The organism is Burkholderia sola (assembly GCF_905400185.1).
In the GTDB taxonomy this organism is placed as follows: Bacteria; Pseudomonadota; Gammaproteobacteria; order Burkholderiales; family Burkholderiaceae; genus Burkholderia; species Burkholderia sola.
The window spans coordinates 1,849,050-1,874,639 of record NZ_FR989676.1; the positions used below are offsets into that span (position 1 = coordinate 1,849,050).

The 25,590-nt window shown below is 66.2% G+C and carries 24 protein-coding genes; 15 read left to right on the forward strand and 9 right to left on the reverse strand.

The features are described 5' to 3' along the window. Positions 1 to 4: 4 nt before the first annotated feature. Positions 5 to 514, forward strand: coding sequence for a type VI secretion system lipoprotein TssJ (tssJ, locus tag KR541_RS24795; RefSeq protein WP_176015801.1), 510 nt, complete (start codon positions 5 to 7; stop codon positions 512 to 514). Between the two features lie 120 nt (positions 515 to 634). Here the strand turns inward: tssJ and KR541_RS24800 are convergent, their stop codons facing one another. Then, positions 635 to 1,513 (reverse strand): MurR/RpiR family transcriptional regulator, encoded by an 879-nt coding sequence (locus KR541_RS24800; RefSeq protein WP_069619302.1) that lies wholly within the window; start codon positions 1,511 to 1,513, stop codon positions 635 to 637. A gap of 368 nt (positions 1,514 to 1,881) precedes the next feature. On the opposite strand from KR541_RS24800, the gene ggt reads away from it, so the two are divergent. Next, complete coding sequence (gene ggt / locus KR541_RS24805; RefSeq protein ID WP_216089863.1) at positions 1,882 to 3,633, forward strand: gamma-glutamyltransferase; 1,752 nt, start codon at positions 1,882 to 1,884, stop codon at positions 3,631 to 3,633. A gap of 153 nt (positions 3,634 to 3,786) precedes the next feature. Next, a complete protein-coding gene (locus tag KR541_RS24810; protein WP_050012002.1) occupies positions 3,787 to 5,115 on the forward strand; it encodes a dicarboxylate/amino acid:cation symporter in 1,329 nt (442 codons plus the stop codon). Between the two features lie 3 nt (positions 5,116 to 5,118). Here KR541_RS24810 and KR541_RS24815 read toward each other — a convergent pair whose 3' ends face one another. Both KR541_RS24815 and KR541_RS24820 read right to left on the reverse strand, forming a co-directional pair. Beyond that, positions 5,119 to 5,508 carry a DUF3331 domain-containing protein gene (locus tag KR541_RS24815; RefSeq protein WP_050012001.1) on the reverse strand — a complete coding sequence of 130 codons (390 nt, stop codon included), beginning with the start codon at positions 5,506 to 5,508 and terminating at the stop codon, positions 5,119 to 5,121. Positions 5,509 to 5,552: 44 nt separating this feature from the next. Then, a complete protein-coding gene (locus KR541_RS24820; protein WP_216089864.1) occupies positions 5,553 to 6,845 on the reverse strand; it encodes an NAD(P)/FAD-dependent oxidoreductase in 1,293 nt (430 codons plus the stop codon). A gap of 145 nt (positions 6,846 to 6,990) precedes the next feature. On the opposite strand from KR541_RS24820, the gene KR541_RS24825 reads away from it, so the two are divergent. After that, on the forward strand, positions 6,991 to 7,650 hold the full coding sequence (locus tag KR541_RS24825; protein ID WP_050011999.1) for a TetR/AcrR family transcriptional regulator: 660 nt from the start codon (positions 6,991 to 6,993) through the stop codon (positions 7,648 to 7,650). Between the two features lie 24 nt (positions 7,651 to 7,674). On the opposite strand, the gene KR541_RS24830 is transcribed toward KR541_RS24825, so the two are convergent. After that, positions 7,675 to 8,586 carry a LysR family transcriptional regulator gene (locus KR541_RS24830; protein ID WP_124555943.1) on the reverse strand — a complete coding sequence of 304 codons (912 nt, stop codon included), beginning with the start codon at positions 8,584 to 8,586 and terminating at the stop codon, positions 7,675 to 7,677. Between the two features lie 108 nt (positions 8,587 to 8,694). Here KR541_RS24830 and KR541_RS24835 point away from each other — a divergent pair, with 108 nt between their 5' ends. Beyond that, the gene (locus tag KR541_RS24835; RefSeq protein ID WP_050011997.1) at positions 8,695 to 9,456 is read left to right on the forward strand and encodes an SDR family NAD(P)-dependent oxidoreductase; all 762 of its coding nucleotides are present in this window, start codon (positions 8,695 to 8,697) and stop codon (positions 9,454 to 9,456) included. 24 nt (positions 9,457 to 9,480) lie between these two features. Here the strand turns inward: KR541_RS24835 and soxR are convergent, their stop codons facing one another. Next, positions 9,481 to 9,960: a redox-sensitive transcriptional activator SoxR gene (gene soxR, locus KR541_RS24840; RefSeq protein WP_050011996.1), complete on the reverse strand. Its 480-nt coding sequence runs from the start codon at positions 9,958 to 9,960 to the stop codon at positions 9,481 to 9,483. Positions 9,961 to 10,039: 79 nt separating this feature from the next. Between soxR and KR541_RS24845 the strand changes: the two genes are divergently transcribed. From KR541_RS24845 to KR541_RS24870, 6 genes are all read left to right on the forward strand, one after another. After that, complete coding sequence (locus KR541_RS24845; protein ID WP_216089865.1) at positions 10,040 to 11,239, forward strand: efflux RND transporter periplasmic adaptor subunit; 1,200 nt, start codon at positions 10,040 to 10,042, stop codon at positions 11,237 to 11,239. A gap of 13 nt (positions 11,240 to 11,252) precedes the next feature. Next, positions 11,253 to 14,426, forward strand: coding sequence for an efflux RND transporter permease subunit (locus KR541_RS24850; protein ID WP_050011994.1), 3,174 nt, complete (start codon positions 11,253 to 11,255; stop codon positions 14,424 to 14,426). Further along, entirely contained in the window at positions 14,423 to 15,934 is a 1,512-nt protein-coding gene (locus KR541_RS24855; RefSeq protein ID WP_050011993.1) for an efflux transporter outer membrane subunit, read from the forward strand. Before KR541_RS24850 ends, KR541_RS24855 begins: the two co-directional genes overlap by 4 nt. Positions 15,935 to 16,098: 164 nt before the next feature. Continuing rightward, a complete protein-coding gene (locus KR541_RS24860; protein WP_050011992.1) occupies positions 16,099 to 16,554 on the forward strand; it encodes a MarR family winged helix-turn-helix transcriptional regulator in 456 nt (151 codons plus the stop codon). 166 nt (positions 16,555 to 16,720) lie between these two features. Beyond that, positions 16,721 to 17,368: a glutathione S-transferase family protein gene (locus KR541_RS24865; RefSeq protein WP_050011991.1), complete on the forward strand. Its 648-nt coding sequence runs from the start codon at positions 16,721 to 16,723 to the stop codon at positions 17,366 to 17,368. A 339-nt stretch (positions 17,369 to 17,707) separates the two neighbouring features. Continuing rightward, positions 17,708 to 18,958, forward strand: a complete 1,251-nt coding sequence (locus tag KR541_RS24870; protein WP_050011989.1) for an MFS transporter — start codon at positions 17,708 to 17,710, stop codon at positions 18,956 to 18,958. 364 nt (positions 18,959 to 19,322) lie between these two features. Here KR541_RS24870 and KR541_RS24875 read toward each other — a convergent pair whose 3' ends face one another. After that, positions 19,323 to 19,694, reverse strand: coding sequence for a YXWGXW repeat-containing protein (locus KR541_RS24875; protein ID WP_050011988.1), 372 nt, complete (start codon positions 19,692 to 19,694; stop codon positions 19,323 to 19,325). A 583-nt stretch (positions 19,695 to 20,277) separates the two neighbouring features. On the opposite strand from KR541_RS24875, the gene KR541_RS24880 reads away from it, so the two are divergent. Continuing rightward, positions 20,278 to 21,399 (forward strand): porin, encoded by a 1,122-nt coding sequence (locus tag KR541_RS24880; RefSeq protein WP_050011987.1) that lies wholly within the window; start codon positions 20,278 to 20,280, stop codon positions 21,397 to 21,399. 176 nt (positions 21,400 to 21,575) lie between these two features. On the opposite strand, the gene KR541_RS24885 is transcribed toward KR541_RS24880, so the two are convergent. Beyond that, positions 21,576 to 21,974 carry a GreA/GreB family elongation factor gene (locus tag KR541_RS24885; RefSeq protein WP_050011986.1) on the reverse strand — a complete coding sequence of 133 codons (399 nt, stop codon included), beginning with the start codon at positions 21,972 to 21,974 and terminating at the stop codon, positions 21,576 to 21,578. Between the two features lie 510 nt (positions 21,975 to 22,484). On the opposite strand from KR541_RS24885, the gene KR541_RS24890 reads away from it, so the two are divergent. Next, a complete protein-coding gene (locus KR541_RS24890; protein WP_050011985.1) occupies positions 22,485 to 22,814 on the forward strand; it encodes a DUF4148 domain-containing protein in 330 nt (109 codons plus the stop codon). Positions 22,815 to 22,971: 157 nt separating this feature from the next. Here the strand turns inward: KR541_RS24890 and KR541_RS24895 are convergent, their stop codons facing one another. Beyond that, complete coding sequence (locus KR541_RS24895; RefSeq protein ID WP_050011984.1) at positions 22,972 to 23,433, reverse strand: CBS domain-containing protein; 462 nt, start codon at positions 23,431 to 23,433, stop codon at positions 22,972 to 22,974. A gap of 175 nt (positions 23,434 to 23,608) precedes the next feature. Between KR541_RS24895 and ribA the strand changes: the two genes are divergently transcribed. Next, complete coding sequence (gene ribA / locus KR541_RS24900) at positions 23,609 to 24,259, forward strand: GTP cyclohydrolase II (protein WP_006480964.1); 651 nt, start codon at positions 23,609 to 23,611, stop codon at positions 24,257 to 24,259. A 275-nt stretch (positions 24,260 to 24,534) separates the two neighbouring features. On the opposite strand, the gene KR541_RS24905 is transcribed toward ribA, so the two are convergent. Beyond that, positions 24,535 to 24,921: a VOC family protein gene (locus KR541_RS24905; protein WP_050011941.1), complete on the reverse strand. Its 387-nt coding sequence runs from the start codon at positions 24,919 to 24,921 to the stop codon at positions 24,535 to 24,537. Between the two features lie 302 nt (positions 24,922 to 25,223). On the opposite strand from KR541_RS24905, the gene KR541_RS24910 reads away from it, so the two are divergent. After that, positions 25,224 to 25,514 carry a hypothetical protein gene (locus tag KR541_RS24910; RefSeq protein ID WP_050011940.1) on the forward strand — a complete coding sequence of 97 codons (291 nt, stop codon included), beginning with the start codon at positions 25,224 to 25,226 and terminating at the stop codon, positions 25,512 to 25,514. The last annotated feature ends 76 nt before the right edge of the window (positions 25,515 to 25,590 follow it).

Consider the following 25,590-nt stretch of genomic DNA (forward strand, 5'->3'; position numbering starts at 1 on the left):
TCCGATGATGCGAAGCATTCGATTGGCGGCTGCTATTGCGATGACGGCCGCGTTGCTGTCTGGCTGCGGTATGTGGCAATCGACGAAAGAGACGATCGGCGGCATGACACGCGCGATTTTCGTCACGAAGGTCAAGCAGATGAACCTCGTGATCGAAAGCCGTGCCGCACTCAACGAGAACGAGCAGGGACAATCGCTACCGGTCGTGATGCGCGTCTATCAGTTGAAGGATGCGAAGGTCTTCGAAAACACAGCTTACGTTTCGCTGCTCAATGACGACAGTGCGTTACTGAAGGCCGAGCTGCTCGACAGCATGGAGATCACGCTCGTGCCTGATGCCTCGATGGCTCTGTCTGTGCCAATGGCAGCCGACGCGCAAGCTGTGGGCGTGGCGGGGTTCTTCCGCGATGGGCGCGGTGCCGAGTGGCAACTGGTGATTCCGAAGTCGCAGTGGAAGAAGACGGACCCCGTCAAGTTGGTCGTGACCGGCAACCGGATGGAACTGGTGCCCTGAACGAGGGAACGCGACGGGGGCTGGCATGGCGCGTGACATGTGGGGTTTGCCGTTTGGGATTCGAATTGCACACGCCGCGAGGCCGAGCGCTGACGCCCGCGCCTGAATGGCAATACGCCATCACTCCGGCAAATCCCGCTGACTTACATCCCACTCGATCCCGCCCGCATTGAGTTGCTCGATCTTCTCCATCCGCTGCCGCGCCAGCTCCGGCAGCCGGTTCGTCACGCCGATCACCAGCGCTTCGGCGAGCGCCAGCGCCGGCACGTTGGTCTGCAGCATCGCGAAAGGGCGGCCCTGGATTCGCAGCACGATCTCCGCGAACTCGCCGATCGGCGAGCGCCATTCGTCGGTGATCAGCAGGATCCGCGCGCCGAGCCGGTGCGCGGCCTGCGCGAAGCGGATGCTGTCCTTCTGGTAGCGACGAAAGTCGAAGATCACGAGCACGTCGTTGCGCCCCATGTCGGCCAGCGCGACGGACGCGAGATTCACGTTCGGCTCGACGGACTGCACATGCGGCCGCGCATAGGCGAGCGTGAACGAGAACAAGGATGCGAGCGGCGCCGTATAACGACCGCCGCCGCAGAACACGCGCACGTCCGGATCGGCCAGCACCGCCACGGCCGCATCGAACGCGGCCGCGTCGAGCCCTTCGATCGTGGTCGCGAGCGATTCGGACAGCCGCTGGAAAATCGCCGCATGGCTATCGCGCATGCCCGTTTCCGAGTGAAACGCATCCATCCGCGCGAGCGGCGAATTCATCGCGGTGTCGATCTCGTCGTGCAGCGCCTGCTGGAACGACGAGTAGTTCGGAAAGCCGATCCGCACGACGAAGCGGAACACGGTCGGGTCGCTGACTTCCGCCTGCTTCGCGAACTGTGCGATGGGACCCAGCCCGAGGCTGGGGTAGCGATCCAGCAACGCCTGTGCGACCTTCTGTTCCGACGGCGTGAAGCTATCCATCTGGGATAACAGCAACGCCCTGATGCTCGTCCCCATCGGGCACTCCGGCTCTCTATCTGAATTGAACGACCAAACGGCGGACGGGCGTCCGCCGACAACTGCACGCATGTTAGCCGATTGACGTGCGGCAGGCCGCGGGCGGTCCGAAATTAGAGGGACGCATCACTCGTCCAGTGAATCCGTTCATATATGTAATAAAACAAACATTTACCAACGACGACAGTCACGCTTATTCGCTTTAAATTCAGTGATTACCCTAGGTTTTGGTGGAAAAAAGCGAGTGCTATGATCGCGGCCTCGCTGAAATGTATCGTTCATTACATGCCGGATTGGCCGCGTCGATACGCGCTTGCGCGTCGACGCATCCCGGCATGGCCCAGTTTATTCGTCTGGAGGATCCCGTCATGAGGCGGCTGGTAATACTCACCCTGTTGTCGGCGATGAGCGTGTGCGCGTTCGCCGCGTCGGACCCGGCGGTCGAAGCGAAGAACGGCATGGTCGTATCGTCGCAGCACTTCGCGTCGCAGATCGGCGTCGACATCCTGAAGGCAGGCGGCAACGCGGTGGACGCGGCAGTGGCCGTCGGCTATGCGCAGGCCGTGACCAACGCGTGCTGCGGCAACATCGGCGGCGGCGGTTTCATGACGATCCACCTGGCCGACGGCCGCGACCGCTTCATCAATTTCCGCGAGACCGCGCCGGCCGCGGCGTCTGCGAACATGTATCTGGATGCGTCGGGTAACGTGATTCCGGAGCAGAGCCTGTACGGCTATCGCGCGGTCGGCGTGCCGGGCACCGTGGCCGGCCTCGATCTCGCGCAGCGCAAGTACGGGAAGCTGACGCGCAAGCAGGTGATGGCGCCGGCGATCCGGCTCGCGCGCGACGGCTTCGTGCTGACGCGCGGCGATACGGACATCCTCGATACGACGGTCGAGCGCTTCAAGAAGGATCCGGAAGCCGCGCGCATCTTCCTGCGCCCGGACGGCACCGCGTTGCAGCCGGGCGATCGCCTGGTGCAGAAGGACCTGGCCCGCACGCTCGAGCGCATCGCGGAGCAGGGGCCCGACGCGTTCTATCACGGCGAGATCCCGAAGATCGTGGAGGCAGCGGCCAAGCGCGGCGGCGGCGTGATCACGGCGGCCGATTTCGCGTCCTATCGCGCGCAGGACATGTCGCCGCTGACGTGCACGTATCGCGGCTACGAGTTCGTGTCGGCGCCGCCGCCGAGCTCGGGCGGCGTGACGATGTGCGAGACGCTGAACATCCTCGAAGGGTATGACCTGCGCAAGCTCGGCTACCACTCGGCCGCGGCGGTCCACTACATGACCGAAGCGATGCGCCATGCGTACGAAGACCGCAACACGCTGCTCGGCGATCCGGACTTCATCGACAATCCGATCGCGAAGCTCACGAGCAAGGAATACGCGGCGCAGATCCGCAAGAGCATCCATGCCGATACGGCGACGCCGTCGGTCGACGTGCAGCCCGGCGTCGGCGTGCACGAGAAGCCGGAAACGACGCATTACTCGATCGTCGACCACGACGGCAACGCGGTGTCGACGACCTATACGGTCAACGGCCGCTTCGGCGCCGTGGTCATCGCGCCGGGCACGGGTTTCTTCCTGAACGACGAGATGGACGATTTCACCGTGAAGGTCGGCGCGCAGAACCTGTTCGGCCTCGTGCAGGGCACGCGCAACTCGATCGCGCCCGGCAAGCGTCCGATGTCGTCGATGGCGCCGACGATCGTGAAGAAGGACGGCAAGGTGTTCATGGTGGTCGGTTCGCCGGGCGGATCGCGCATCATCACGATCACGCTGCAGACCGTGCTGAACGTGATCGACTACGGGATGACGCCGCAGGATGCGGTCGCCGCGCCGCGCATCCATCACCAGTGGCTGCCCGATGCGGTCTATTACGAAACCTACGGCCTGTCGCCCGACACGCTCGCGATCCTGCGCAACATGGGCTACAAGATGGTCGAGCAGACGCCGTGGGGCGCCGCCGAGCTGATCATGGTCGGCCTGCCGGGCACCGAAGCGGCGAGCCGCCAGAGCTCCGGGAACGATTCGTCCGTGTCCGGCAACGTGCGGGTCGGCTTCATCTACGGCTACAACGACCCGCGCCGTCCGGCGGGCGCCGCGATCGGCTACTGACCGATCGTTTCATGCCGAATCGCTGCCGCCGGCGTTCGCGTTGCCGCGAATGCCGGTGCGCGGCGGCGGCGCGTCCGTCGGCGGACATCCGCCAGCCTGAGCGGCCCGCGCGCCTTTTTCCGTCAACTCGATCGCCATGCGGCGAATTCCCTCATGAACAAACGAATGTCCGCGGCAGGCTGGATCCTGCTCGCGATGGCAGCCGGCATCCTGATCGGCTACCTGATCTATACGCAGCTTCCGGACAAGCAGTCGGCCGCGGAAATCGCCGGCTACATCTCGCTCGTGTCCGACGTGTTCCTGCGGCTCATCAAGATGGTGATCGGCCCGCTGGTGTTCTCGACGCTGGTCGTCGGCATTGCGCACATGGGCGACGCGTCGTCGGTCGGGCGCGTGTTCGTGAAGGCGCTCGGCTGGTTCGTCACCGCGTCGCTGATCTCGCTGCTGCTCGGCCTGCTGATGGCGAACCTGCTGCGGCCCGGCGAGAACCTCGGCCTGCCGCTGCCGGACATCGGCGCGTCCGCGCATCTGGCGACGTCCAAGTTCACGCTGAAGGATTTCGTCGGCCACATGGTGCCGAAATCGATCGCCGAGGCGATGGCGAACAACGAGATCCTGCAGATCGTCGTGTTCTCGATGTTCTTCGGCATCGCGCTGGCCGCACTCGGCGAGCGCGGCAAGATCCTCGTCGCCGCGATCGACCAGCTCGCGCACGTGATGCTGAAGATCACCGGCTACGTGATGAAGCTCGCGCCGCTGGCGGTGATGGCCGCGATGGCGTCGACCGTCGCGGTCAACGGGTTGTCGATCCTGCTGAAGTTCGCGGTGTTCATGGGCGACTTCTACGTGAGCCTCGTGCTGCTGTGGGCCACGCTCGTCGCGGCCGGGCTGCTGTTCCTCGGCCGCCGCGTGTTCAAGCTGCTCCTGCTGATCAAGGAAGCATTCATGCTGTCGTTCGCGACCGCGAGCTCGGAAGCCGCATATCCGAAGATCCTCGACGCGCTCGACCGTTTCGGCGTGCGCCGCAAGATCTCCAGCTTCGTGATGCCGATGGGCTATTCGTTCAACCTCGACGGCTCGATGATGTACTGCACGTTCGCGTCGCTGTTCATCGCGCAGGCGTACAACATCCACCTGTCGCTCGGTACGCAGATCACGATGCTGCTGATCCTGATGCTGACGTCGAAGGGGATGGCCGGCGTGCCGCGCGCGTCGCTCGTCGTGATCGCCGCGACGCTGCACCAGTTCGACATCCCGGAAGCCGGACTGCTGCTGATTCTCGGCGTCGACACGTTCCTCGACATGGGCCGCTCGGCCACGAACGCGGTAGGCAACTCGATCGCCAGCGCGGTAGTCGCGAAGTGGGAAGGCGAGCTGATGTCGGAGTCCGAAGCGAACGCGCATGCCGCGCATCTCGATGCCGAACTCGAACGGCAGAACCGCGCTCCGGCCTATGGCGCCGGTCAGACCACGTCGACCTGATGCTCAGCCCGCCAACGCGTCGTCGATGCACGCCGCGAGCACCATCGCGGCGGCGTTGCCGGGCGTCGAGCCGAGCAGTTGCGGCGCATAGACGCTGTCGCCGATCTCGATCGGTCGCCCCGACAGCGCGCACACGCCGCGCTTGCGCGTCGTGAACAGGCGCCACTTCTGGTAGCCGTAGTGTCCGGTGCAGGCGTCGCACCACGAAATCATCACGGTGTCGGCCGTGGGCCGTTCGAGCACGCTGATGGTCGGCTTGCTCGTCGCGTCCCACGACGGCAGCCGGTCGCGCGTGACGCTGCGCCGCCGCGGCTCGCCCCACGAGACGGACGGCATGTCGAAGCTGCCGATTGCGGCGACGGTCATGAGCCAGGGCATTGCACGGTTGTTCATGTTTCTGTTCCTCGAAACGTTACGCGGTGCCGCGACGCGCGGCATCACGACAGGCGGATGCGCGGCTGCACCCAGCCGTTGATCCGTTCGGCGATCCACAGCAAGGTCGCCTTGGAGAAGCCGTGCAGCGCCTGCTGGTGCCGCCGATAGAGCATCAGGTGGCTGAACTGCGCGAAACGCCCCTGGATGAAGCCACCGCGGAAGAACCCGAACTGCCCGAGCGTGCCGAACGCGTCGTAATCGCTGATCGACACCAGCGCGCCGAAATCGTGGAACGCGAACGGCGGAATCGGCGTGCCGTCGAGCCACGCGGGCAGGTGCTTCGCGAGATGCTCGGCCTGCTGCGTCGCGACCTGCGCGGTCGGCGGCAGCGGCCGTTCCTGGCCCTCGAGCTGCAGGCTCGCGCAATCGCCGATCGCGAACACGTGTTCGTCGCCGCTCGCCTGCAGCGTGGGGCTGACGACGATCTGGTTCGCGCGGTTCGTGTCGAGTCCGCCCAGCCCCTGCATGAAATCGGGCGCCTTCACGCCGGCCGCCCAGACCATCAGGTCCGCTTCGGCGAACGAGCCGTCGCCGTAGTGGAAACCGTTCGCGTCGGCCGACGTGACGCGCGTCGACGTCAGCACGCGAAAGCCGATCTGTTCGAGCCGCCGCTGGGCCGACGCGGAAATCCGCGGCGGAAACGCGTTGAGGATGCGCGGGCCGCTTTCGAGCAGCGTGAGCTGCAGCCGCTCGCGCACCGTTTCGTCACCGTACGCCTGCGCCACTTCCAGCAAGCGGCTGAGCTCTGCCGCGAGTTCCACGCCCGTCGCGCCCGCGCCGACGATCGCGACGCGAAACGGCTCGTCGCGCGCGATGCTGCGGAACACGCGCATTCGCAACGCTTCGTTGAAGGTCTCCGCCTGCTGCTGGCTGTCGATGAAATAGCAGTGCTCGCGCACGCCGGGCACGCCGAAATCGTTGGCCCGGCTGCCGAGCGCGAGGATCAGCACGTCGTAGTCGAGTTCGCGTGCGTCGATCACCACGTCGCCGTCCTGCGAGCGGATCTCGCCGAGCTGCACGCGGCGGCGCGCGCGATCGAGCCCCTTCAGTTCGCCGGGCTGGTACGTGTAGCCGTGGTCGCGGGCATGGGCGAGGAAGATCACCTGTTGCTGCTGGACGTCGCGCGTGCCGGCCGCGATCGTGTGCAGCATCGGCTTCCAGATGTGCGTCGGACTGCGGTCGACGATCGTGATCTGCGCCCGCCCGGACCGGCCGAGACGCTCGCCCAGACGGGTCGCGAGCTGCAGCCCGGCGATCCCGCCGCCGACGATGACGATACGTGTAGGGGTTGTCATGGATAAATCATCACGTGATGAATAAGGTATGATCCTAGCGCTTCCCGGCTCCGCGTGTCAACGGAGCGGGGCAAGCCGCCCGATTCCGGGCCGGGAAACCGGCGCCGGATACGGGCATTCGAATCGTTCAAGGAGCAGGAAAAACGTGGCAGAAGTCACTGAGCGCGCGCCGTCGAAGCGGCGTACGCGCGGACGGCCGTCGGCGGATGCATCCGTCGGTCCGGACGTGATATTGCGGGCCGCGCGCCGCACGTTCGCGAAGCGCGGCTACGACGCGACGAGCGTGCGCGAAGTCGCGCGCGAGTTAGGGATCGACGCGGCGCTGATCGCCCATCACTTCGGTGCGAAGGAAACGTTGTGGCTGGCGGTCGTCGAGCAGATCGTCGAGCTGGCCGAACCGATGTTCGACGCGCTGCGCGCGTTGCGCACGTCGCCGCTGCCGCATCGCGACCGCGTGCGGCGCGCGCTCGAGCTGTGCGTCGATCACGAATTCGCCGAGCCGGATATCGGCATGTTCTTCTCGACCGCGGCGACCGAGGAGGGCGCGCGGCTCGATCGGCTGCAGGAGCGGATCGTGCGCCCGTATCACGACGCGATGTTTCCGCTGATCGCGGACGCGGTCGAGGCCGGCGCGATCCGTCCGGTCGATCCGAACGTGCTGTTCTTCATGATCGCGAGCGCGATCGGCACGACGGTGTCGTACAGCCACATGATGCTGGAGTACACGTCGCTGCCGACGCGGCCGGAGGCGTTCCGCGAGGCCGTGCTCGGCGTCGTGTTCAACTTCCTCGGCGACCGGGACTGAGCGCCGCGCGCGCGATGCGCGCGGTCACGTCGCCGCAACCAGGCCCAGTTCGTGCACCGCGTTTCGCGCGGTGTCGCGCAGCGCATCGACGAGCGGCGACGGCGTACGGTACGCGAGCGCCACTTCGTACGCGAGCGGGCTGCCCGCATCCTTCAGTTCGCAGAACGTAATGCCTTGCGGATGCATTGGCACGAACAGGCGCGGCATCAGCGCGACGCCGATGCCGCCGGCGACGAGCCCGGCCGTCGTCTGCATCTGGCGCGGCTGCTGGACCACGCGCGGCGCGAAGCCCGCCTGCGCGCACGCCGTCACGATCAGCGCGTGCATGCCGGGCCCGTGGTGCGCGGCAAACATGACCCACGGTTCGTCCGCCAGCTCGGCCAGCGCGATGCGGCGGCGGCGCGCGAGCCGATGCCCGTCCGGCAGCGCGGCCACCATCCGGTCGCGCAGCAGCGGCTCGACATGCACGTCGCCGGCGTCGGCCACCGGCAGCACGACGAGGCCGACGTCGGTGCGGTCCTGACGCAGCGCAAGCACCTGCTCGGCGGTCGTGCCTTCTTCCAGCTGGAAATCGACGTCGGGATGCCGTTCCTGGAACGCGCGCAGGATCAGCGGCAACAGCGCGTTCACCGTGCTGTCGACGAAACGCAGCCGCAGCGTGCCGCCGAGGCCGGCGCCCGCCCGGCGGGCCACGGCCACCGCGCGCTCGGCCTGTTCGAGTGCGCGCCGTGCTTCGAGCAGGAACGCTTCGCCGGCCGGCGTGAGCCGCGCGCCGCGATTGTCGCGTTCGAGCAAGGCGACGCCCAGTTCGTCCTCGAGCTTGCGGATCGCCGCGCTGAGCGGCGGTTGAGCCATGTGCAGCCGTTCGGCCGCGCGGCGGAAGCTGAGCGTTTCGGCCACTGCGATGAATTGCCGGAACTGGCGCAGATCGATCATGCGATACCTTCCATGTATCAGTAGATCATCGAATTCGTATTTTACCTATCACTCCGAGCTGCCCAGAATGTCCCTGTCGTCAACCGTCGATACTCAGGAGGACAGATCATGACGGGCAATGAACAGCAACGCACGGCAATCGTCACGGGCGGGTCGAGCGGGATCGGTTTCGCGATCGCGAGCCGGCTGGTGCAGGACGGGTATCGCGTCGCGATCGTCGGGCGCGATGCGGCGAGGCTGGAGGCCGCCGTCGAGCGTCTCGGCGGCGCAGCGATCGGGCAGGCCGGCGATCTGAGCGTCCGGCGCGACGCGCAAGCGGTGGTCGCCGCGATCGTCGCGCGATGGCCGCGCATCGACGTGCTGGTCAACAATGCGGGGCGCACCGGGCGCGTCGGCGCGGATACCGAAGCAGGGGAGGCCGAGGCCGTATGGGATGCGGTGCTCCATGCGAACCTGAAAAGCCTGTTCCTGACGACGATGGCCGTGCTGCCGCACCTGGCCGACCGTGCCGCGCGAATCGTCAACATCGGCTCGATCGCGGCGCGCGCCGGCAGCCTGTTGCCGGGCGGCCTCGCGTATGCGGCCGCGAAGGCCGGCGTCGAAGGCTTCACCGTCGCGCTGGCGCGCGAACTCGGGCCGCGCGGCGCGACGGTCAATACGGTCGCGCCCGGCTATATCGCCGGCACGCACTTGTTCGGCGATAGCGGGGTCGCGCCGGCCGTCGCGGCGATGATCCGCGCGCAGACGCCGGCCGGCCGCGCCGGGCAGCCGGACGACGTCGCCGATGCGGTCGCGTGGCTCGCCGGGCCGCGCGCATCGTTCGTCACGGGCGCGACGATCGCGGTGAACGGCGGCTGGCGCGTCGGATGATGCATGGCGCGCGCGGCCTGCGTGTCATTCGGAATCGATCGGCGGCTTGTCGCCGAGCCAGCGCCGCGCGCCGGGCCCGTTGCGGCCCGCGCGGTCTTCCGGGTTGGTCAGCTTGCAGCGTTTCAGGGACAGGCAGCCGCAGCCGATGCATTCGTCGAGGTTGATGTAGAGCCGCTGGAGCTCCTCGATGCGGCTCGCGACACGCTGCTTCCACCCGCGCGACAGCCGCTGCCAGTCCTTGTTGCTCGGCGCCGTGTCCTCGGGCAGGCTGACGAGTTGCTCGGCGATCTCGTCGAGCGAATAGCCGATCTTCTGTGCGAACACGATGAATGCGATCAGCCGCAGCACTGCGCGCGAATAGTGGCGATGGCTCGAGCCGTTGCGGTGCGACTTGATCAACCCGCGCATCTCGTAGAAACGCAGCGTCGACGCCGGCACGCCGCTGCGCGCGGCCACTTCGCGGATCGACATCAGCGGCCATTGCGGGGTTTCCTGGATACCCATGACACCCTCCGGGAAAGCTTGACTTGAAGTTAACTTCAACTTTTATGCTACGCGGCAGTTTAACCCGTCGCGAGGCATCATGCTCTCCTTTTCCCTACGCAGGACGCCGCCTTTGGGCGCCGCCTGCGCCCTGTTGCTGGCGTTGTCGGGTTGTCACGACGGCAAAGGTACATCGTCGGCCCAGCCCCTTCCCGAAGTTGGCGTCGCTACCGTCGCGCCGCGTACCGTCCGCCTCGCGGACGAATTCAACGGACGCGTCGAAGCGGTCGACGCGGTCGAGCTGCGGCCGCGCGTGAGCGGCTATCTGCAGCGTGTCGCGTACAAGGAGGGCGACGTGGTCGCGCAGGGCGCGCTGCTGTTCGAGATCGATCCGCGCCCGTACCGCATCGCGCTCGACCGTGCGAATGCGCAGCAGCAGCGCGCCCGCGCGGCCGCGAGCCTCGCGAACGTGCAGCTCAAGCGCGTGCAGACGCTGATCGAGGCGCATGCGACGTCGCAGGAAGAACTCGACAATGCGCGCGCCACCGCCGAGCAGGCGCGCGCCGATCTGCAGGCGGCCGATGCGGCCGTGGCCGACGCGAAGCTCAATCTCGGCTTCACCGAAGTGCGCGCGCCGATCGCGGGCCGCGTCGGCCGCGCGGTCGCGACCGTCGGCAACCTCGCGCGCGCGGACGACACGCTGCTGACGACCGTCGTGTCGCAGGATCCGGTCTACGTGTATTTCGATTGCGACGAGCAGAGCTACCTGCGCTACAACGCGCGGCGCGCCGATCCGGCGCATCGCGCGATCGGCGCCGATCCGGTGCGCGTCGGACTCGCGAACGAGACGGGCTTCCCGCATGCGGGCACCGTCGATTTCCTCGACAACCGGCTCGATCCGCAGACCGGCACGATTCGCGCCCGCGTGCGGCTGCCGAATGCGGACCATACGTTTACGCCGGGCCTGTATGCGCGCGTGCAGCTCGTCAGCGGCCGCGACCAGGATGCATTGCTGGTCGACGACAAGGCCGTGCTGACCGACCAGGATCGCAAGTACGTGTACGTGCTCGGCCCCGGCGACAAGGCGCTGCGCCGCGACGTGGCGATCGGCCGCGAACTCGACGGCGAGCGGATCGTCGAGAAGGGGTTGCAGGCGGGCGATCGCGTGGTGGTCGACGGCGTGCAGCGCATCTACTATCCGGGCGCGCAGGTGAAGCCGAAGGCGCTGCCCGTGCGGGCGGTGGACTCCGGCGCCGGTACGCAGGCCGTGGCCGATGCCGGCACGCCTGCCTCGCGATAACGGGAGCCACGTGATGGATTTCTCCCGATTCTTCATCGACCGGCCGATCTTCGCGGTCGTGCTGTCGATCGTCATCTTCGCGCTCGGCCTGATCTCGATTCCGATGCTGCCGGCCGGCGAATATCCGGAGGTCGTGCCGCCGAGCGTCGTCGTGCGCGCGACGTATCCGGGCGCGAACCCGAAGGAAATCGCCGAATCGGTCGCCGAACCGCTGGAAGAGGCGATCAACGGCGTCGAAGGCATCATGTACATGAAGTCGGTCGCCGGTTCGGACGGCAGCCTGCAGGTCGTCGTCACGTTCCTGCAGGGTGTCGATCCCGATACAGCCGCCGTGCGCGTTCAGAACCGCGTGAGCCAGGCGCTGTCACGCCTGCCCGACGAGGTGCGCCAGTACGGCGTGACCACGCAGAAGCAGTCGCCCACGCCGCTGATGTACGTGAGTCTCTACTCGCCGGACAACAGCCGCGATTCGCTGTATCTGCGCAATTACCTGACGCTGCACGTGAAGGACGAGTTGTCGCGCCTGACCGGCATCGGCGACGTCGGCGTGTACGGCTCCGGCGACTACGCGATGCGGCTGTGGCTCGACCCGAATCGACTTGCGTCGCGCGGGCTCACCGCGAGCGACGTGATCGCGGCCGTGCGCGAGCAGAACGTGCAGGTGTCGGCCGGCCAGCTTGGCGCGGAGCCGTCGCCGAAGAAGAACGACTTCCTCGTGTCGATCAACGTGCGCGGCCGGCTGCGCACGGTGCAGGAATTCAGCGACATCGTGCTGCGCAACGGCGACGACGGCCAGGTCGTGAAGCTGTCCGACGTCGCGCGCATCGAGCTCGGCGCGGGAGACTACACGCTTCGCTCGTATTTCAACGACAGGCATTCGGCCGTGGTCGGCATCTTCCTGTCGCCGGGCGCGAACGCGCTCGACGTCGCGAAAGCCGTGTATGCGAAGCTCGACGAGCTGTCGAAGCGCTTCCCGCCGGGCGTCGCGTATCGGCCCGTGTGGGACCCGACCGTGTTCGTGCGCGAATCGATCCGCGCGGTGCAGCACACGCTGATCGAGGCCGTCGTGCTGGTCGTGCTCGTCGTGATCCTGTTCCTGCAGACGTGGCGCGCGTCGATCATTCCGCTCGTCGCGGTGCCGGTGTCGGTGGTCGGCACGTTCGCATGGCTGTACCTGCTCGGCTACTCGATCAACACGTTGACGCTGTTCGGGCTCGTGCTCGCGATCGGGATCGTCGTCGACGATGCGATCGTTGTCGTCGAAAACGTCGAGCGCAACATCGCACGGGGCCTGAGCCCGCGCGATGCCGCGCACCAGGCGATGCGCGAGGTGTCGGGGCCGATCGTCGCGATCGCGCTCGTGCTGTGCGCGGTGTTCGTGCCGATGGCGTTCATGTCGGGCGTCACCGGCCAGTTCTACAAGCAGTTCGCGGTGACGATCGCGATCTCGACGGTGATCTCCGCGATCAACTCGCTGACGCTGTCGCCCGCGCTTGCCGCGAAGCTGCTGCGTCCGCACGGCGCGCCGAAGGATGCGTTGACGCGCGCGCTCGATCGCGCGTTCGGCTGGCTGTTCCATCCATTCAACCGTTTCTTCGAGCGCAGCTCCGATCGCTATCACGGCGTCGTCGGTCGCACGCTGAAGCGGCGCGGTGTGGTGTTCGCGGTCTATGCGATGCTGCTCGCGGCGACCGCGCTATTGTTCAATGCGGTGCCCGGCGGTTTCATCCCGGTGCAGGACAAGCTGTACCTGTTCGCGGGCGCGAAGTTGCCGGAAGGCGCGTCGCTCGCGCGAACCAGTGCGGTGACCGAGCAAATGACGAAGATCGCGCTCGGCACCGACGGCGTCGAGATGGTGCCGGCGTTCGCGGGGCTGAATGCGCTGCAGGGCGTGAACACGCCGAACATCACGAACTCGTACGTGATCCTGAAGCCGTTCGACCAGCGTCATCGCAGCGCCGCGCAGATCAACGCGGATCTGAACGCGCGCTTCGCGGCGATCGATGGCGGCATCACCTATGCGCTGATGCCGCCGCCGATCCAGGGTCTCGGCAATGGTTCGGGCTACTCGCTGTATCTGGAGGATCGCGGCGGCCTCGGCTACGGCGAATTGCAGAAGGCGCTCAGCGCGTTCCAGGCCGCGGTCGCGAAGACACCGGGAATGAGCTATCCCGTCAGCTCGTACCAGGCGAACATCCCGCAGCTCGAGGTGAAGGTCGACCGGCTGAAGGCGAAGGCGCAGGGCGTCGCGCTGACCGATCTGTTCAATACATTGCAGGTGTATCTCGGCTCGATGTACGTGAACGACTTCAACGTGTTCGGCCGCGTGTATCGCGTGATGGCGCAAGCGGATGCCGGCCACCGGCAGACGGCCGCCGACATCGCGAACCTGCGCACGCGCAACGCGAAGGGCGAGATGGTGCCGATCGGCTCGATGGTGACGGTCGGGCCCGCGTACGGACCCGACCCGGTCGTCCGCTACAACGGCTATCCGGCCGCCGACCTGATCGGCGACGCCGATCCGAAGACGATGTCGTCGTCGCAGGCGATCGCGAAGCTGCAGCAGATCGCGAAGGACGTGCTGCCGCCGGGCATCACGCTCGAATGGACCGACCTCAGCTATCAGCAGGTCACGCAGAGCAACGCGGCGATCGTCGTGTTCCCGCTTGCCGTGATGCTGGTGTTTCTGGTGCTCGCGTCGCTGTACGAGAGTTGGACGCTGCCGCTCGCGGTGATCCTGATCGTGCCCGTGTGCATGTGCGCGGCGCTGTTCGGCGTGTGGCTGTCCGGCGGCGACAACAACGTGTTCGTGCAGGTCGGACTCGTCGTGCTGATGGGGTTGGCGTGCAAGAACGCGATCCTGATCGTCGAATTCGCACGCGAGCTCGAGATCCAGGGCAAGGGCGCGGTCGAAGCGGCGCTCGAAGCGTGCAAGCTGCGGCTGCGTCCGATCGTGATGACGTCCGTCGCGTTCATCGCGGGCTCGGTGCCGCTGCTGATCGGCAGCGGCGCGGGCAGCGAGGTGCGGGCGGCCACCGGCGTCACCGTGTTCGCCGGGATGCTGGGCGTCACGCTGTTCGGGCTGTTCCTGACACCCGTGTTCTACGTGGCGATCCGCAAGCTCGCGGGCGGCACGCCGGCCGTCTGGAGCGAACAGCACGGCACCCTCGAAGGAGAAAACCGATGAGCGCCGCTTTCCGTCTTTCCGCGCTCGCGATGTCGGTGACGCTGGCCGCCTGCGCGGTGGGCCCCGATTTCAAACGGCCTGAAACGGCCACCGCCGCGCGGTTCGTGCGCGATGCTCACCCGGCGACGCAGCGCGACGCGGCGCCGGCCGATGCACAGCCAGGTATACCGCCCGATGCATCGGCGGCGGCCGATGCCGCGTTCTGGCATGGCTTCGGCGATCCGGCGCTCACGCTGTTGATCGATGCGGCGCTCGCGGCGAACCAGGATCTACAGGTCGCCGTATCGCGCTACGACGCGTCTAACGCGTTGCTGTCACAGGCGACGTTCGACCGCTATCCGACGCTCACCGCGAGCGGTCAGATCGGCCATCGGCTGACGAGCAAGGACCAGGCGTTCGGCGCGCCGCGCAGCCAGCGCGATACGCCGATATCGAGCGTCGGCATCAATGCCGCGTGGGAATTCGACCTGTTCGGCCGCGTGCGCCGCTCGATCGAGTCGCAGCGCGCGGAGACGGCGGCCAGCGCGGCCGACGTGCGTGCGGTGCGCGTCGCGATCGCGGGCGAGGTCGCGAGCACGTATGTCGACCTGCGCGGCTCGCAGGAGCGGTTGCGGATCGCCCGCGAGAACGCCGACAACCAGAAGCAGACGCTCGCGCTGATCAATGCGCGCGTCGGCGCGGGACGCGGCTCGGAGCTCGATGCGGCGCGAGCACGCGCGCAGTACGAATCGACGACATCGCGGATCGCCGTGTACGAAGCCGCGATCGGCGTCGACGAGCATCGGCTCGCGGTGCTGACCGGGCGGACGCCGGATGCGTTGATCGGCCGGTTCGACTGGCCGAAGACGGCCGCGCCGGTGCCGTTGCCGGCGCTTGCCGTCGACATCGATCCCGGCATGCCGGGCGACCTGCTGCGCCGCCGTCCCGATGTCGCGGCCGCCGAGGCGCGGCTGCATGCGGCGACCGCGCGCGTCGGCGTAGCGACCGCCGACCTGTTTCCGCGCTTCACGCTGTCCGGGCTGCTCGGCAGCGCGACGAGCAGCTACGGGTTCTTTCGCGCGGGCAGCGACACGAACCTGATCGCGCTCGGCATCGACTGGTCGTTCCTCGACGTCGGCCGCGTGCGTGCGCGGATCGCCGCGAGCGACGCGGAAGCGGCCGGCCAGCTTGCGCAGTACCGGCAGACCGTGCTCGGCGCGCTCGAGGAAACCGAGAACGCGTTGCTGCGTGTTGCCCGAACGCGTGACGAGACCGCGCACCTCGTGCGCGCGGCCGACGACAGCGCGCGTGCCGCACAGCTCGCGCAGGCTCGCTTCTCCGCCGGCGCAATCGACTACTACGAAGTGCTCGACGCGCAGCGGACGCTGCTGCAGGCGCAGGATGCGGCGGCCGACGGGCGGATGCGCAGCGCGGCGTCGACGGTCGCGTTGTACAAGGCGCTCGCGGGCGGCTGGCCGGCGGGCACGGGCCAGGGCCCACAAGGCCCGCTCGCTCGGTCGGGGAAGTAATGCGAGCAGTGCGGCGCGGCGGTCGTGGCGCCGCGTCGCGCGACGAAACGCTTGCCTTGCCGATCGGTGGGCAACGCCTAGGCGATTGCAGGCGCATGAAAGGGCCGTCGTTCTCGCGGTAAAATTTAATTGCAACTGCAATCAAGCGAGAGGAACGACCTGACATGAACGCAACCGAACCCGATCTGTGGTTCTCGTTCGTCCGCGCGCACCGGACGATGATCCGCGAGATCGAGCGTCGCCTCGCGGCGGCCCGCCTGCCTGCGTATGCGTGGTACGACGCGCTGTGGGGGCTCGAAAGCGGCCCCGACGGTACGCGCCGCATGCACGAACTGGCCGACGTGCTCGCGATCGAGCGCTACAACCTGACGCGGCTCGTCGACCGACTCGAACAGGAGGGGCTCGTGACGCGCACGCGTTCGGCGGACGACGGCCGTGCCGCGTTCGCGAGCATCACCGACAAGGGGCGGACGCTGCGCAAAAAGATGTGGAAGGTGTACCAGTCGACGGTCGCCGAGCTTTTTCTCGACCAGTTCACCGGCAAGGAGCGGGCGGCGATGGCCGCCGCGCTCGATCGTGCGACCGCTGCGGCCCGCGACGCGGCAGCCGACGCGAAGTAGCGGTATCCGGCGTACCGAGCGGCCGTGCGCCGCGCGGGCGCACCGGGTCGCACAGTCCGCATGTCCCTCCTTCGAGTACTGGCATGTCCCAACGCCGTCGTTTTCGGCATAGGATTGCAATTGCAACGATTGTAGTTGCAACGATAACCCGATGACAAGGACCGACATGACCTCGACGCACGCTCTCACGTTCTATACGGCCGACACGCCGAACGGACACAAGATCGCGATCTACCTCGAAGAGGCCGGGCTTGCCCACGATCGCGTGCAGGTGAACCTGTCCGCCGGCGAGCAGCGCAGCCCGGCGTATCTCGCGATCAATCCGAACGGCAAGATCCCGGCCATCGTCGACCACGACACGGGGCTCGCCGTATTCGAATCCGGCGCGATCCTCAGCTATCTCGCCGCGAAGACGGGTTGCCTGCAGCCCGAAACGCTGGCCGAGCGCACGGCGGTCCAGCAATGGCTGCATTTCCAGATCGGCGGGATCGGGCCGATGCTTGGCCAGCTGTGGTGGTTCCTGCGCGCATCGAAGACGGGCAATGCGGAAGCGATCGACCGCTACCGGAAGGAGGCGCTGCGTCTCTACGGGGTCGTGAACGGCCGCTTGTCGGAATCGGCGTATCTCGCGTCGTCGCGGTATTCGATCGCCGATATTGCGGCGTTTCCGTGGCTGCGCACGGCGGACGAGCTCGATCTCGACATTGCCGGTTTCCCGTACGTCGAGCGCTGGCTTGCCAATATCGCCGCGCGGCCGGCCGTGCAACGCGGCCTGATCGCATGCCGCGCGTCGACGGCCGAGGCGGCGCACTGACATCGCATCGGCCGCGCCGCGTGGACCATGGTCGCAATAAATCGCTTCGTGTTATCCAGTCGAACGAGAGCGCCGCATGCGGACGGCGTGCGGCGTCGTTCGGGCTGCTCGCCAGCGTGTTCATGCACGACGGCGCGCCGTGCGTGGTCGCGCGCCGACGATTTCAGCGCGAGCCGCTGAGCGTCGCGTAGCGGCCGCACGGCATGGACGGCGATCCCTCGGCGCGGGCCGTCCAGGGTATCGCACGAGCCGATGCTTAGCATCGCGGCCGGCTGCCTACCGCGGCCGCCGCGCGATCATTACGCTCGGGCGATCATCCACTCTGTCCGGAAGGTCGCCATGTCCCGGCTCGACTACACACTGCTCGGCCCCTGCCTGCTCGCCATCGCGCTCGACGCGATGGGATTCGGGCTCGTTTATCCGATGATGTCCGCGATCTTCAGCGATCCGCACGCGGGCATCCTGCCGGCCGACACCGGCGCGCATGCGCGCAATTTCTATCTCGGCCTCGGCTACGGGATCTACCCGCTGTGCATGTTCTTCGGCTCGTCGCTGATGGGCGAACTGTCCGACCGCTACGGCCGCCGCCGGATCCTGCTGCTGTGCGTGCTCGGTCTCGCGGCCGGCTACGCGATGATGGCGGCCGGCGCGTGGCACGCGAGCATCGCGCTGCTGCTGGCGGGCCGCGGGCTCACCGGCCTGATGGCCGGCTGCCAGGGCATCGCGCAGGCGGCCATCACCGATCTCAGCACGCCCGACACGAAGGCGTACAACATGAGCATCATGTCGCTCGCGTTCAGCGCGGGCGTGATCGTCGGCCCGGTGCTCGGCGGCGTCACGTCCGACCGGACGATCTCGCCGCTGTTCGACTACGGCACGCCGTTCGTGCTGGTCGCCGCGCTGTCGCTGATCTGCGCGTGCTGGACCTGGGCGTCGTATCGCGATTCCGCCGCGCCGCGCGGCGATACGCGCATCGATCCGCTGCTGCCGCTGCGGATCATCGGGGAGGCGGCGCGCCAGCGCAACGTCGCGTTCCTGTCGATGGTGTTCTTCTTGATGCAAGTGGGCTACGGGCTCTACCTGCAGACCATCATGCTGCTGTTGCAGGCGAAGTTCGGCTATACGAGCGCGCGGCTCGGGCTGTTCAGCGGCGTGATCGGCATCTGCTTCGTGTTCGGCCTGCTGTGCGTCGTGCGACTGATGCTGCGCGTGTGGCGCGTGATCGATATCGCGAAGACGGGCCTGCTCGTCGCCGGGCTTGGCCAGATCCTGTCCGCGTTGTTTCCGCACGAACCGATGCTGTGGGCGCTCGCGATGGTCGTCGGCTGCTTCGACATGGTTGCGTACACGACGATGTATACGGCGTTTTCCGACGCGGTCGGCGACGATCGGCAAGGCTGGGCGCTCGGCGTCGCGGGCTCGGTGATGGCGGTCGCGTGGGTCGTGACGGGCGCGCTGACGAACCTGCTACCCCTATTCGGCGAGACGGGGCTGCTGCTGATCGGCGGCGCAGGTTTCCTGCTCAGCTTCGCGATGATGGTCGCGTATGGCCGCACGCGGCCGGGTGCGCGAGCGGCAATGTTGTCGTAGGCGGCTCGCACGTACGTTAGCCTGCCCGCGGCGACGATCCGCTGGGCCCACGGACATCATCGCGCGATCTGCGCGGCGTGCCGTCGTGCGCGCGAGCTGGAAGGGGGCGCTGAGCGCGGTGCACGCATCGGTCCGTTGGCGGGCGGTAAGCGGCAGACGAGTGCGCGGGCGGCGAGCATGGCCGAATGCATTCGCATCGCCACGGCATGATTTCGTTATTCGAATGATGTCGCCGAATGGCGGCCAGACGATAGGTTGACCGTAGCGCGGCTGCCGTAGCGCACGATTCCGTGGCGCGGACGGCGCCGGCTCTCGCGCACGGTCCGGCTCCGGACCTTCATCGACCGGGGAGCCGGACCGCTGCTTACCGCCACGAACCGTCGACGTAGACCCACACCGGCCCCTGCCGGCGCCAGTAGCCGGGCATCCAGCGACGTCCGGGGCGCCGTGCGACCCAGCGGCCGGACACCCATATATAGCGGCCATGCTGCCAGCGCCAGTAGCCGTCCGTCCATATATAGCCGTGCGGCCGTGGCGGCGGCGGGCGACGGTCGTGGCGTGCCGCCGGGGGTGCGAAGCCGGGGCGATCCGCATACGGCGGCCCGCCGGGAACGCGGTGCGGGCCGGATGGCCGGTACGCGGGCGGGGCGGGCTGGGCCGAGGCGGCACGCAGCCAGCCGGTGCCGGCGAAGGCTGCGGTCAATCCGATGGCGCGCAGCAGCGAGCGTCGATTCATGGCGGTTCCCGTTCTGTATCCAAGACCGCCTTACATTAGCCTGCCGTCAGGCCCGCCGGGTTACGCGGGCGGTCAAGGCTGTTACCGAGTGTCACGGCAGGCGCGAGCCGCCTTCCCTTTCTGCCGGCCGACGGGATCTCGCCGTGGCACTGCGCCGCCCGCTGTTGACGGGTCGGCGGGACGTTTCGGAGGCAGATCGGCCAATATTTGAGATTGATTTGGGTAACAATTACCGATTTTGGGGTGCCGAACCGAATCCGTTTGTTGTTTCTATGCAACCGTCAAGACGATGACATGTAAGAATGGTGCGATGAAAGCCTCCAAAAAGGGCTCGTCAAGAAGTCAAAAACAAACGTTAAAACAAATACTTATGACGCGTCCCCACTTTCATTATTTCTAGTTCTGGAAAAGCTTATTTCTTTATTTGCGGATCGCTCCCCTAGGGTACACCCCTAAACTCACGGTTCCCAAACGGGCAACTATCCGGGCGCCGCCAGCAGGACCGATGGCGCTCCCGGGCGGTTGCAGACCGTTTATGAACAAGGTCGCGAGACCTGCCTCTTTTTAGAAGGGAGCTCCACGAATGAACAAGACTCTGATCGTTGCAGCAGCTGCAGCATCGTTCGCTACCGTCGCTCACGCGCAAAGCAGCGTCACGCTGTACGGCGTGCTGGACGCAGGCATCACCTACACGAGCAACGTCCAGCCGGCACTCGGCCAAGCTGGCAAGTCGCGTTGGGCGATGGGTTCGGGCATTGACCAGAGCCGTTTCGGCCTGCGTGGCTCGGAAGACCTGGGTGGCGGCCTGAAGGCAATCTTCACGTTGGAAAGCGGCTTCAACATCGGTAACGGCCGCTTCGCGAACGGCAACGGCGGCATGTTCAACCGCCAGGCTTTCGTCGGCCTGTCGAGCCAGTACGGCACGGTCACGCTGGGTAAGCAGTATGACGCAACGCAAGACTACCTGGCACCGCTGACGGCAACGGGCTCGTGGGGCGGCACGTACTTCGCGCACCCGCTGAACCTCGACCGTCTGAGCACGAACGGTGACGTCGCACAGAACAACACGATCAAGTTCACGAGCGCGAACTACGCTGGCCTGCAATTCGGCGGCACGTACTCGTTCTCGAACAACACGAACTTCGGCAACAACCGTGCGTACAGCGCAGGTGCTGCATACCAGTTCCAAGGTCTGAAGCTGGCTGCTGCATACTCGCAAGCGAACCTGGGTGACGGCACGAACGCAAACGGCGCGACGTCGTCGGCGATCGGTGGCATCGCTAACCAAGGCCGCGTCCGCACGTACGGTGCTGCTGCTGGCTACGCATTCGGCCCGGCACAAGTCGGCGCTGCATGGACGCAAGCACGTCTCGACAACAACGCAGTTGCTGCAGGCACGCTGCGCACCGACAACTACGAAGTCAACGCGAAGTACAACCTGACGCCGGCTCTCGGCCTGGGTGCTGCTTACACGTACACGAACGCGAAGATCAACAACGGCAGCACGCACTGGAACCAGTTCGGCCTGCAAGCTGATTACGCACTGTCGAAGCGCACGGACGTCTACGCACAAGCTGTGTACCAGCGTGCAGCGAAGAACGGCATCGGCGCGTCGATCTACAACGGCGACAGCTTCAACAACAACCTGCCGAGCTCGTCGATCAACCAAACCGCAGCAACGGTTGGTCTGCGTCACCGCTTCTAAGCGTGACGGGCGGGGTAACCCGCTCCGCAGCATCGAAAAGGCGCCTTCGGGCGCCTTTTTTTTGTATGCGGAAGGCGATGACGATAATCCGGATCGTCTGGATGCAAAAAAGCGAGGCCCGTGCCTCGCTTTTGTCGTTCTGCGCGCGTATGGCGGGGCGCTGGCCGGCCGTTAGCTCAGCGCGTGTATTCGCCGTTGGCTTCCGGCTGGAACACGATCGCGGCGACCTTCATCAGCTTTTCGGCGCCGCTGGGCTGCATTACCTTGACCATCTGGCCGCGCTGCGTGCCCAGCAGCGCCATGCCGACGGGCGAGAACACGTTCAGGCGCCCGCGTTCGAGGTTGGCGGCGTCCGGATAAACGATCGTCCACGTGGCCTGTTCCTGAGTTGCTTCGTCGAGCAGCGTGATTTGCGAGTTCATCGTGACGACGTTCGCCTTGATGGCGTCGGGCTGGACGATATCCGCGCGTTCGAGCAGCGTGTCGAGCATGGTCTGGAAGCGCGGGTTGTGCTCGGCGTGCTTTTCGAGGCGGGCGACGTCGAGTTCGGTCAACTGGTAAAGGCGTTGTTTCATGGTGGTTCTCCAAATGATCGGCAGGGGCAGGCGTGGCGTGCCTATGAGGATCGCCCGGAGCCTGTCTAACCTGGCTCCGGGTGGAGACCGTGCGGTCAGATCAGGCGCCGGGCAGGGGCGAGCGGCGCCTGGGCCGTGCGTCGAGCGAGGGGATGCGCCGGCTGGCTGGCGCGCGCGCACACGCCGGCCGGGCCGGACGGCGAAACCGAAAGGGACGTGAGCGCGTACATGGTGGATGGAATATCGACTGGCGAATAAAACCTTACGATTCTACAACACAACCTTCCGGGCATGTGATCTGACTGTCGGCGTTTCGTCAGCGATTGTTGTGCAGGTGAGGCAAGTTGGAGCGGCCCTGTTCCGAAACAGTGGGCGATCTTTTCCAAAAACGCAACGCTGTATGTTCAAACTAAGGGTTTCCCCTTGGGGTGGCGAGCACTACACTGGATTCAATCGCTTCAGACAGTCCTGCCGAGGCGACGTCAAAACAGAATATTCCGGAGGTAAATCATGAAGTCGATCATCTACGCAGCCATCGCCGCATCCGTCCTTGCCGCTCCGATCGCATCGTTCGCGCAATCCGAGCAGGGGTTGACCCGCGCGGAGGTCAAGGCCGAACTCGTGCAACTCGAGCAGAACGGCTACAAGCCGGTGGCGAGCGATTCGCAATATCCGAGCGACATCCAGGTCGCCGAGCAGCGCATTCAGCCGAACCAGCCGATGCTCGCGCAAGCCGATACGAGCGGCTACGGCGCCGTGGCAACGGGCGCCGCGCAAGGCGGCCGCCGCGTGACGCGGGAAGCGCCGAATCCCGTGAATTCGGTCTACTTCGGTAATTGATTGAACGTCCCCGGGTCTGCCCGAGCGCACCGCTGAATTGACGAGACGCGCGCCGGTCGCGCGCGTCGTTCGCCCGCAGGAGCAGAACCTCCGTCGCCGCATGCCGGCGGCTTTCCGCCCAGACGCTGACGCGTTTGGGCCTTTTTTGCTGGGCGGATCAGGCGGACGTGACGTTGGGCGTGCCGTGGATGTAGTGTTCGAGCTGGCTGATCGTGAACTGCTGATCGGCAATCACGCTCTTCACGAGGTCGCCGATCGAGATCAGGCCGACCAGCTTGCCGCCGTCGAGCACGGGCAGGTGGCGCATCCGGTGCTCGGTCATCAGCGCCATGCACTCGTCGGTGGATTGCGACGGTTCGACGTAGCGCACCTTCGCCGTCATGATTTCCTCGACGCGGGTGGCTTTCGACGAACGGTCCTGCAGGACGATCTTGCGCGCGTAATCGCGCTCGGTGACGATGCCCGCAATGTCGTCGCCGTCGACGACCAGCAGTGCGCCGATGCCCTTTTCCGCCATCAGCTTGATGGCGTCGTAGACGAGATCGGTCTTCGTGACGGTGTAGATGGTGCGGCCCGAATCCGGCTTGGCCTTGAGAATCTGCGCGACAGTCGTGCTCATTCGCTTTCTCCGTGTGCAGTCGATGCAGGGCAGTCGGGGCGTGATGCGCGTCACCCGGTGAGCCCAGTATAGCCGGGCGGGCGGCGGCAGTCGCGTGACGTTTCCAGATTAGCGGTAAACTCCCGTCACGCACCATCCACATAACTCCTACATTCCTGAAGTTTCGATTGAATTCATGATGTCTTCGCGTCCCCAATCGCCCACGCCGGGCAATGGCCAGGCCGACGAGTGCGTGACGCTCGTCGCCACCGCGTCGCTGCCCACGCGCTACGGTACGTTCACGTCATACGCGTTTCGCGTATCGGGCAGCGATGCCGAACATCTCGCGCTCGTGATGGGCGACGTGACGGGCGAGCAGTCCGTGCTGACCCGGCTGCATTCCGAATGCCTGACCGGTGACGTGTTCGGCTCGTACCGCTGCGATTGCGGCGAGCAACTCGATCTCGCGTTGCGTTACATCGCGGCCGAAGACCGCGGCGTGCTGCTGTATCTGCGCGGCCATGAAGGCCGCGGCATCGGCCTGAGCAACAAGATCCGCGCGTACGCGCTGCAGGAGCAGGGGCGCGACACCGTCGAGGCGAACCTCGATCTCGGGCTGCCCGATGACGCCCGCGAATACGACTCGGCCGCTGCGATCCTGCGGATCCTAGGCGTGACGTCGGTGCGGCTGATGAGCAACAATCCGAAGAAGTTCGATACGCTCGTGAAGCACGGTATTCCCGTCTGCGAGCGCGTGGCGCTCGCGGTGCCCGTGCGCGAGGAAAACGAACGTTATATCCGCACGAAGCAGACGAAGTTCGGGCATTACTTCGAAGAAAACGAGTAACCGGAGCGGGCGCGACGGCGCCCGTTGTTCGTCATCTGTTTTCCGATCGTTGCAGGTACAAGCGACGATCGCGATTTCCCCCTCATTCGTTCTAGTGCCGCGCTTATGTCATCAGCTGCGTTGCGCGCGGCGTCCGCCCGTTCCGCGCCGCCCATGACGATCACGCCATCGAAGTTCGAAATCGAACGCCCGACGCTGCGTCGCTGGCGATCGGCGGACGCGCGACCGCTCCCCGCAGTCACGCCGGCGCGTAACCGCTCACGCGCATCTGCCCGTCAACGCCACGTGCCGTTCTGCAACACGATCCGGTAGCCGTCGGCATCCTCGAAAGTCTGGCCTGATATTTCCCAGTACGGATTGAACGACGTCACCGGCATGAAGCCGTGTGCGGTCGCGCGCTCGCAGGCGGCTTCCCATTCCGGACGATCGGGCAGGTAGAACACGATCAGGTCCTCGGGCGTCGGCGACGGCGCAATCGGATGGTCGGGGCAGTGCGTGAACTCGAAGTGATAGTCGAGGCCTTCGCGTCCGAGGATCACGCCGGAAAAGCCGTCGTGATCCTCGAAGCGCGCCAGTACCGATAGATCGAGGGCGTCGCGATACATGCGCTCGGTGTGGGCGAGGTTGCTGACCGGGCGGGCAATGCGCAGATGGGCGTGCAAGAGGGCCTCGGCGGGAAGTGGCGGGCCGCTCAATGATAAGCCGGCCGATCGCGATCGCGCGAGGCGAGCGAGTCTTGTTTCCCGCGATACTCGCCGTATCGAACGATATCGATTCGGCGCGGCCAAACGGATCGAATGGTGTCGAGCCTCATCTCGCGAAAGAAAAAACATGACGCTTGTCGATCCAGTATGGGCACTCCGCGTTGCTGCGGCCACTCGTCAGCAAGACCTTCGAAGGCATGCGTTCGACAGCGCCTGCCGCACGACGCGCGGATACGCGCATGCCGGGCGGGAGGTGACGAATGGATAAGCCCGATCTTCGTCGACCTGTTGCCGGACCTTATCGTCAGTCGCGATGGGCGGCCGGACTGGAGGCCGGTTTCGGATGGGCGGCAAAGGGGACGTTGGTACTGGCCGGCTTGGCGATGGTCGCGTTGGCGGCGCTGACGGGCGATGTCGGTGCCCTGACGGACCTGCCGACGACCCGGAAGGGTTGGCTGTACCTGCTGTTGGCGCTCGTCGCGGCGGTCGCGCTGATATTTGCGGAGCATCACTACCGGCTGCGACCGACCGGCGTGCGTCCGGCGGGCTAGTCAGGCGGGGGAGGCGATGCGGCCCCACAAACCGTTCGGGCAATAAAAAAGCCCGCTGCTTGAGCGGGCTGAATCC

Bases quoted from the DNA above. Each gene is read 5' to 3' on its own strand.
- KR541_RS24830 (WP_124555943.1), bottom strand. From the start codon at position 8,586: ATGATCGATCTGCGCCAGTTCCGGCAATTCATCGCAGTGGCCGAAACG.
- KR541_RS24870 (WP_050011989.1), top strand. From the start codon at position 17,708: ATGTCCCGGCTCGACTACACACTGCTCGGCCCCTGCCTGCTCGCCATC.
- KR541_RS24910 (WP_050011940.1), top strand. From the start codon at position 25,224: ATGGATAAGCCCGATCTTCGTCGACCTGTTGCCGGACCTTATCGTCAG.
- tssJ (WP_176015801.1), top strand. From the start codon at position 5: ATGATGCGAAGCATTCGATTGGCGGCTGCTATTGCGATGACGGCCGCG.
- KR541_RS24865 (WP_050011991.1), top strand. From the start codon at position 16,721: ATGACCTCGACGCACGCTCTCACGTTCTATACGGCCGACACGCCGAAC.
- KR541_RS24835 (WP_050011997.1), top strand. From the start codon at position 8,695: ATGACGGGCAATGAACAGCAACGCACGGCAATCGTCACGGGCGGGTCG.
- soxR (WP_050011996.1), bottom strand. From the start codon at position 9,960: ATGGGTATCCAGGAAACCCCGCAATGGCCGCTGATGTCGATCCGCGAA.
- KR541_RS24855 (WP_050011993.1), top strand. From the start codon at position 14,423: ATGAGCGCCGCTTTCCGTCTTTCCGCGCTCGCGATGTCGGTGACGCTG.
- KR541_RS24810 (WP_050012002.1), top strand. From the start codon at position 3,787: ATGAACAAACGAATGTCCGCGGCAGGCTGGATCCTGCTCGCGATGGCA.
- ribA (WP_006480964.1), top strand. From the start codon at position 23,609: ATGATGTCTTCGCGTCCCCAATCGCCCACGCCGGGCAATGGCCAGGCC.
- KR541_RS24875 (WP_050011988.1), bottom strand. From the start codon at position 19,694: ATGAATCGACGCTCGCTGCTGCGCGCCATCGGATTGACCGCAGCCTTC.
- ggt (WP_216089863.1), top strand. From the start codon at position 1,882: ATGAGGCGGCTGGTAATACTCACCCTGTTGTCGGCGATGAGCGTGTGC.
- KR541_RS24895 (WP_050011984.1), bottom strand. From the start codon at position 23,433: ATGAGCACGACTGTCGCGCAGATTCTCAAGGCCAAGCCGGATTCGGGC.
- KR541_RS24885 (WP_050011986.1), bottom strand. From the start codon at position 21,974: ATGAAACAACGCCTTTACCAGTTGACCGAACTCGACGTCGCCCGCCTC.
- KR541_RS24850 (WP_050011994.1), top strand. From the start codon at position 11,253: ATGGATTTCTCCCGATTCTTCATCGACCGGCCGATCTTCGCGGTCGTG.
- KR541_RS24880 (WP_050011987.1), top strand. From the start codon at position 20,278: ATGAACAAGACTCTGATCGTTGCAGCAGCTGCAGCATCGTTCGCTACC.
- KR541_RS24890 (WP_050011985.1), top strand. From the start codon at position 22,485: ATGAAGTCGATCATCTACGCAGCCATCGCCGCATCCGTCCTTGCCGCT.
- KR541_RS24815 (WP_050012001.1), bottom strand. From the start codon at position 5,508: ATGAACAACCGTGCAATGCCCTGGCTCATGACCGTCGCCGCAATCGGC.
- KR541_RS24800 (WP_069619302.1), bottom strand. From the start codon at position 1,513: ATGGGGACGAGCATCAGGGCGTTGCTGTTATCCCAGATGGATAGCTTC.
- KR541_RS24860 (WP_050011992.1), top strand. From the start codon at position 16,099: ATGAACGCAACCGAACCCGATCTGTGGTTCTCGTTCGTCCGCGCGCAC.
- KR541_RS24845 (WP_216089865.1), top strand. From the start codon at position 10,040: ATGCTCTCCTTTTCCCTACGCAGGACGCCGCCTTTGGGCGCCGCCTGC.
- KR541_RS24820 (WP_216089864.1), bottom strand. From the start codon at position 6,845: ATGACAACCCCTACACGTATCGTCATCGTCGGCGGCGGGATCGCCGGG.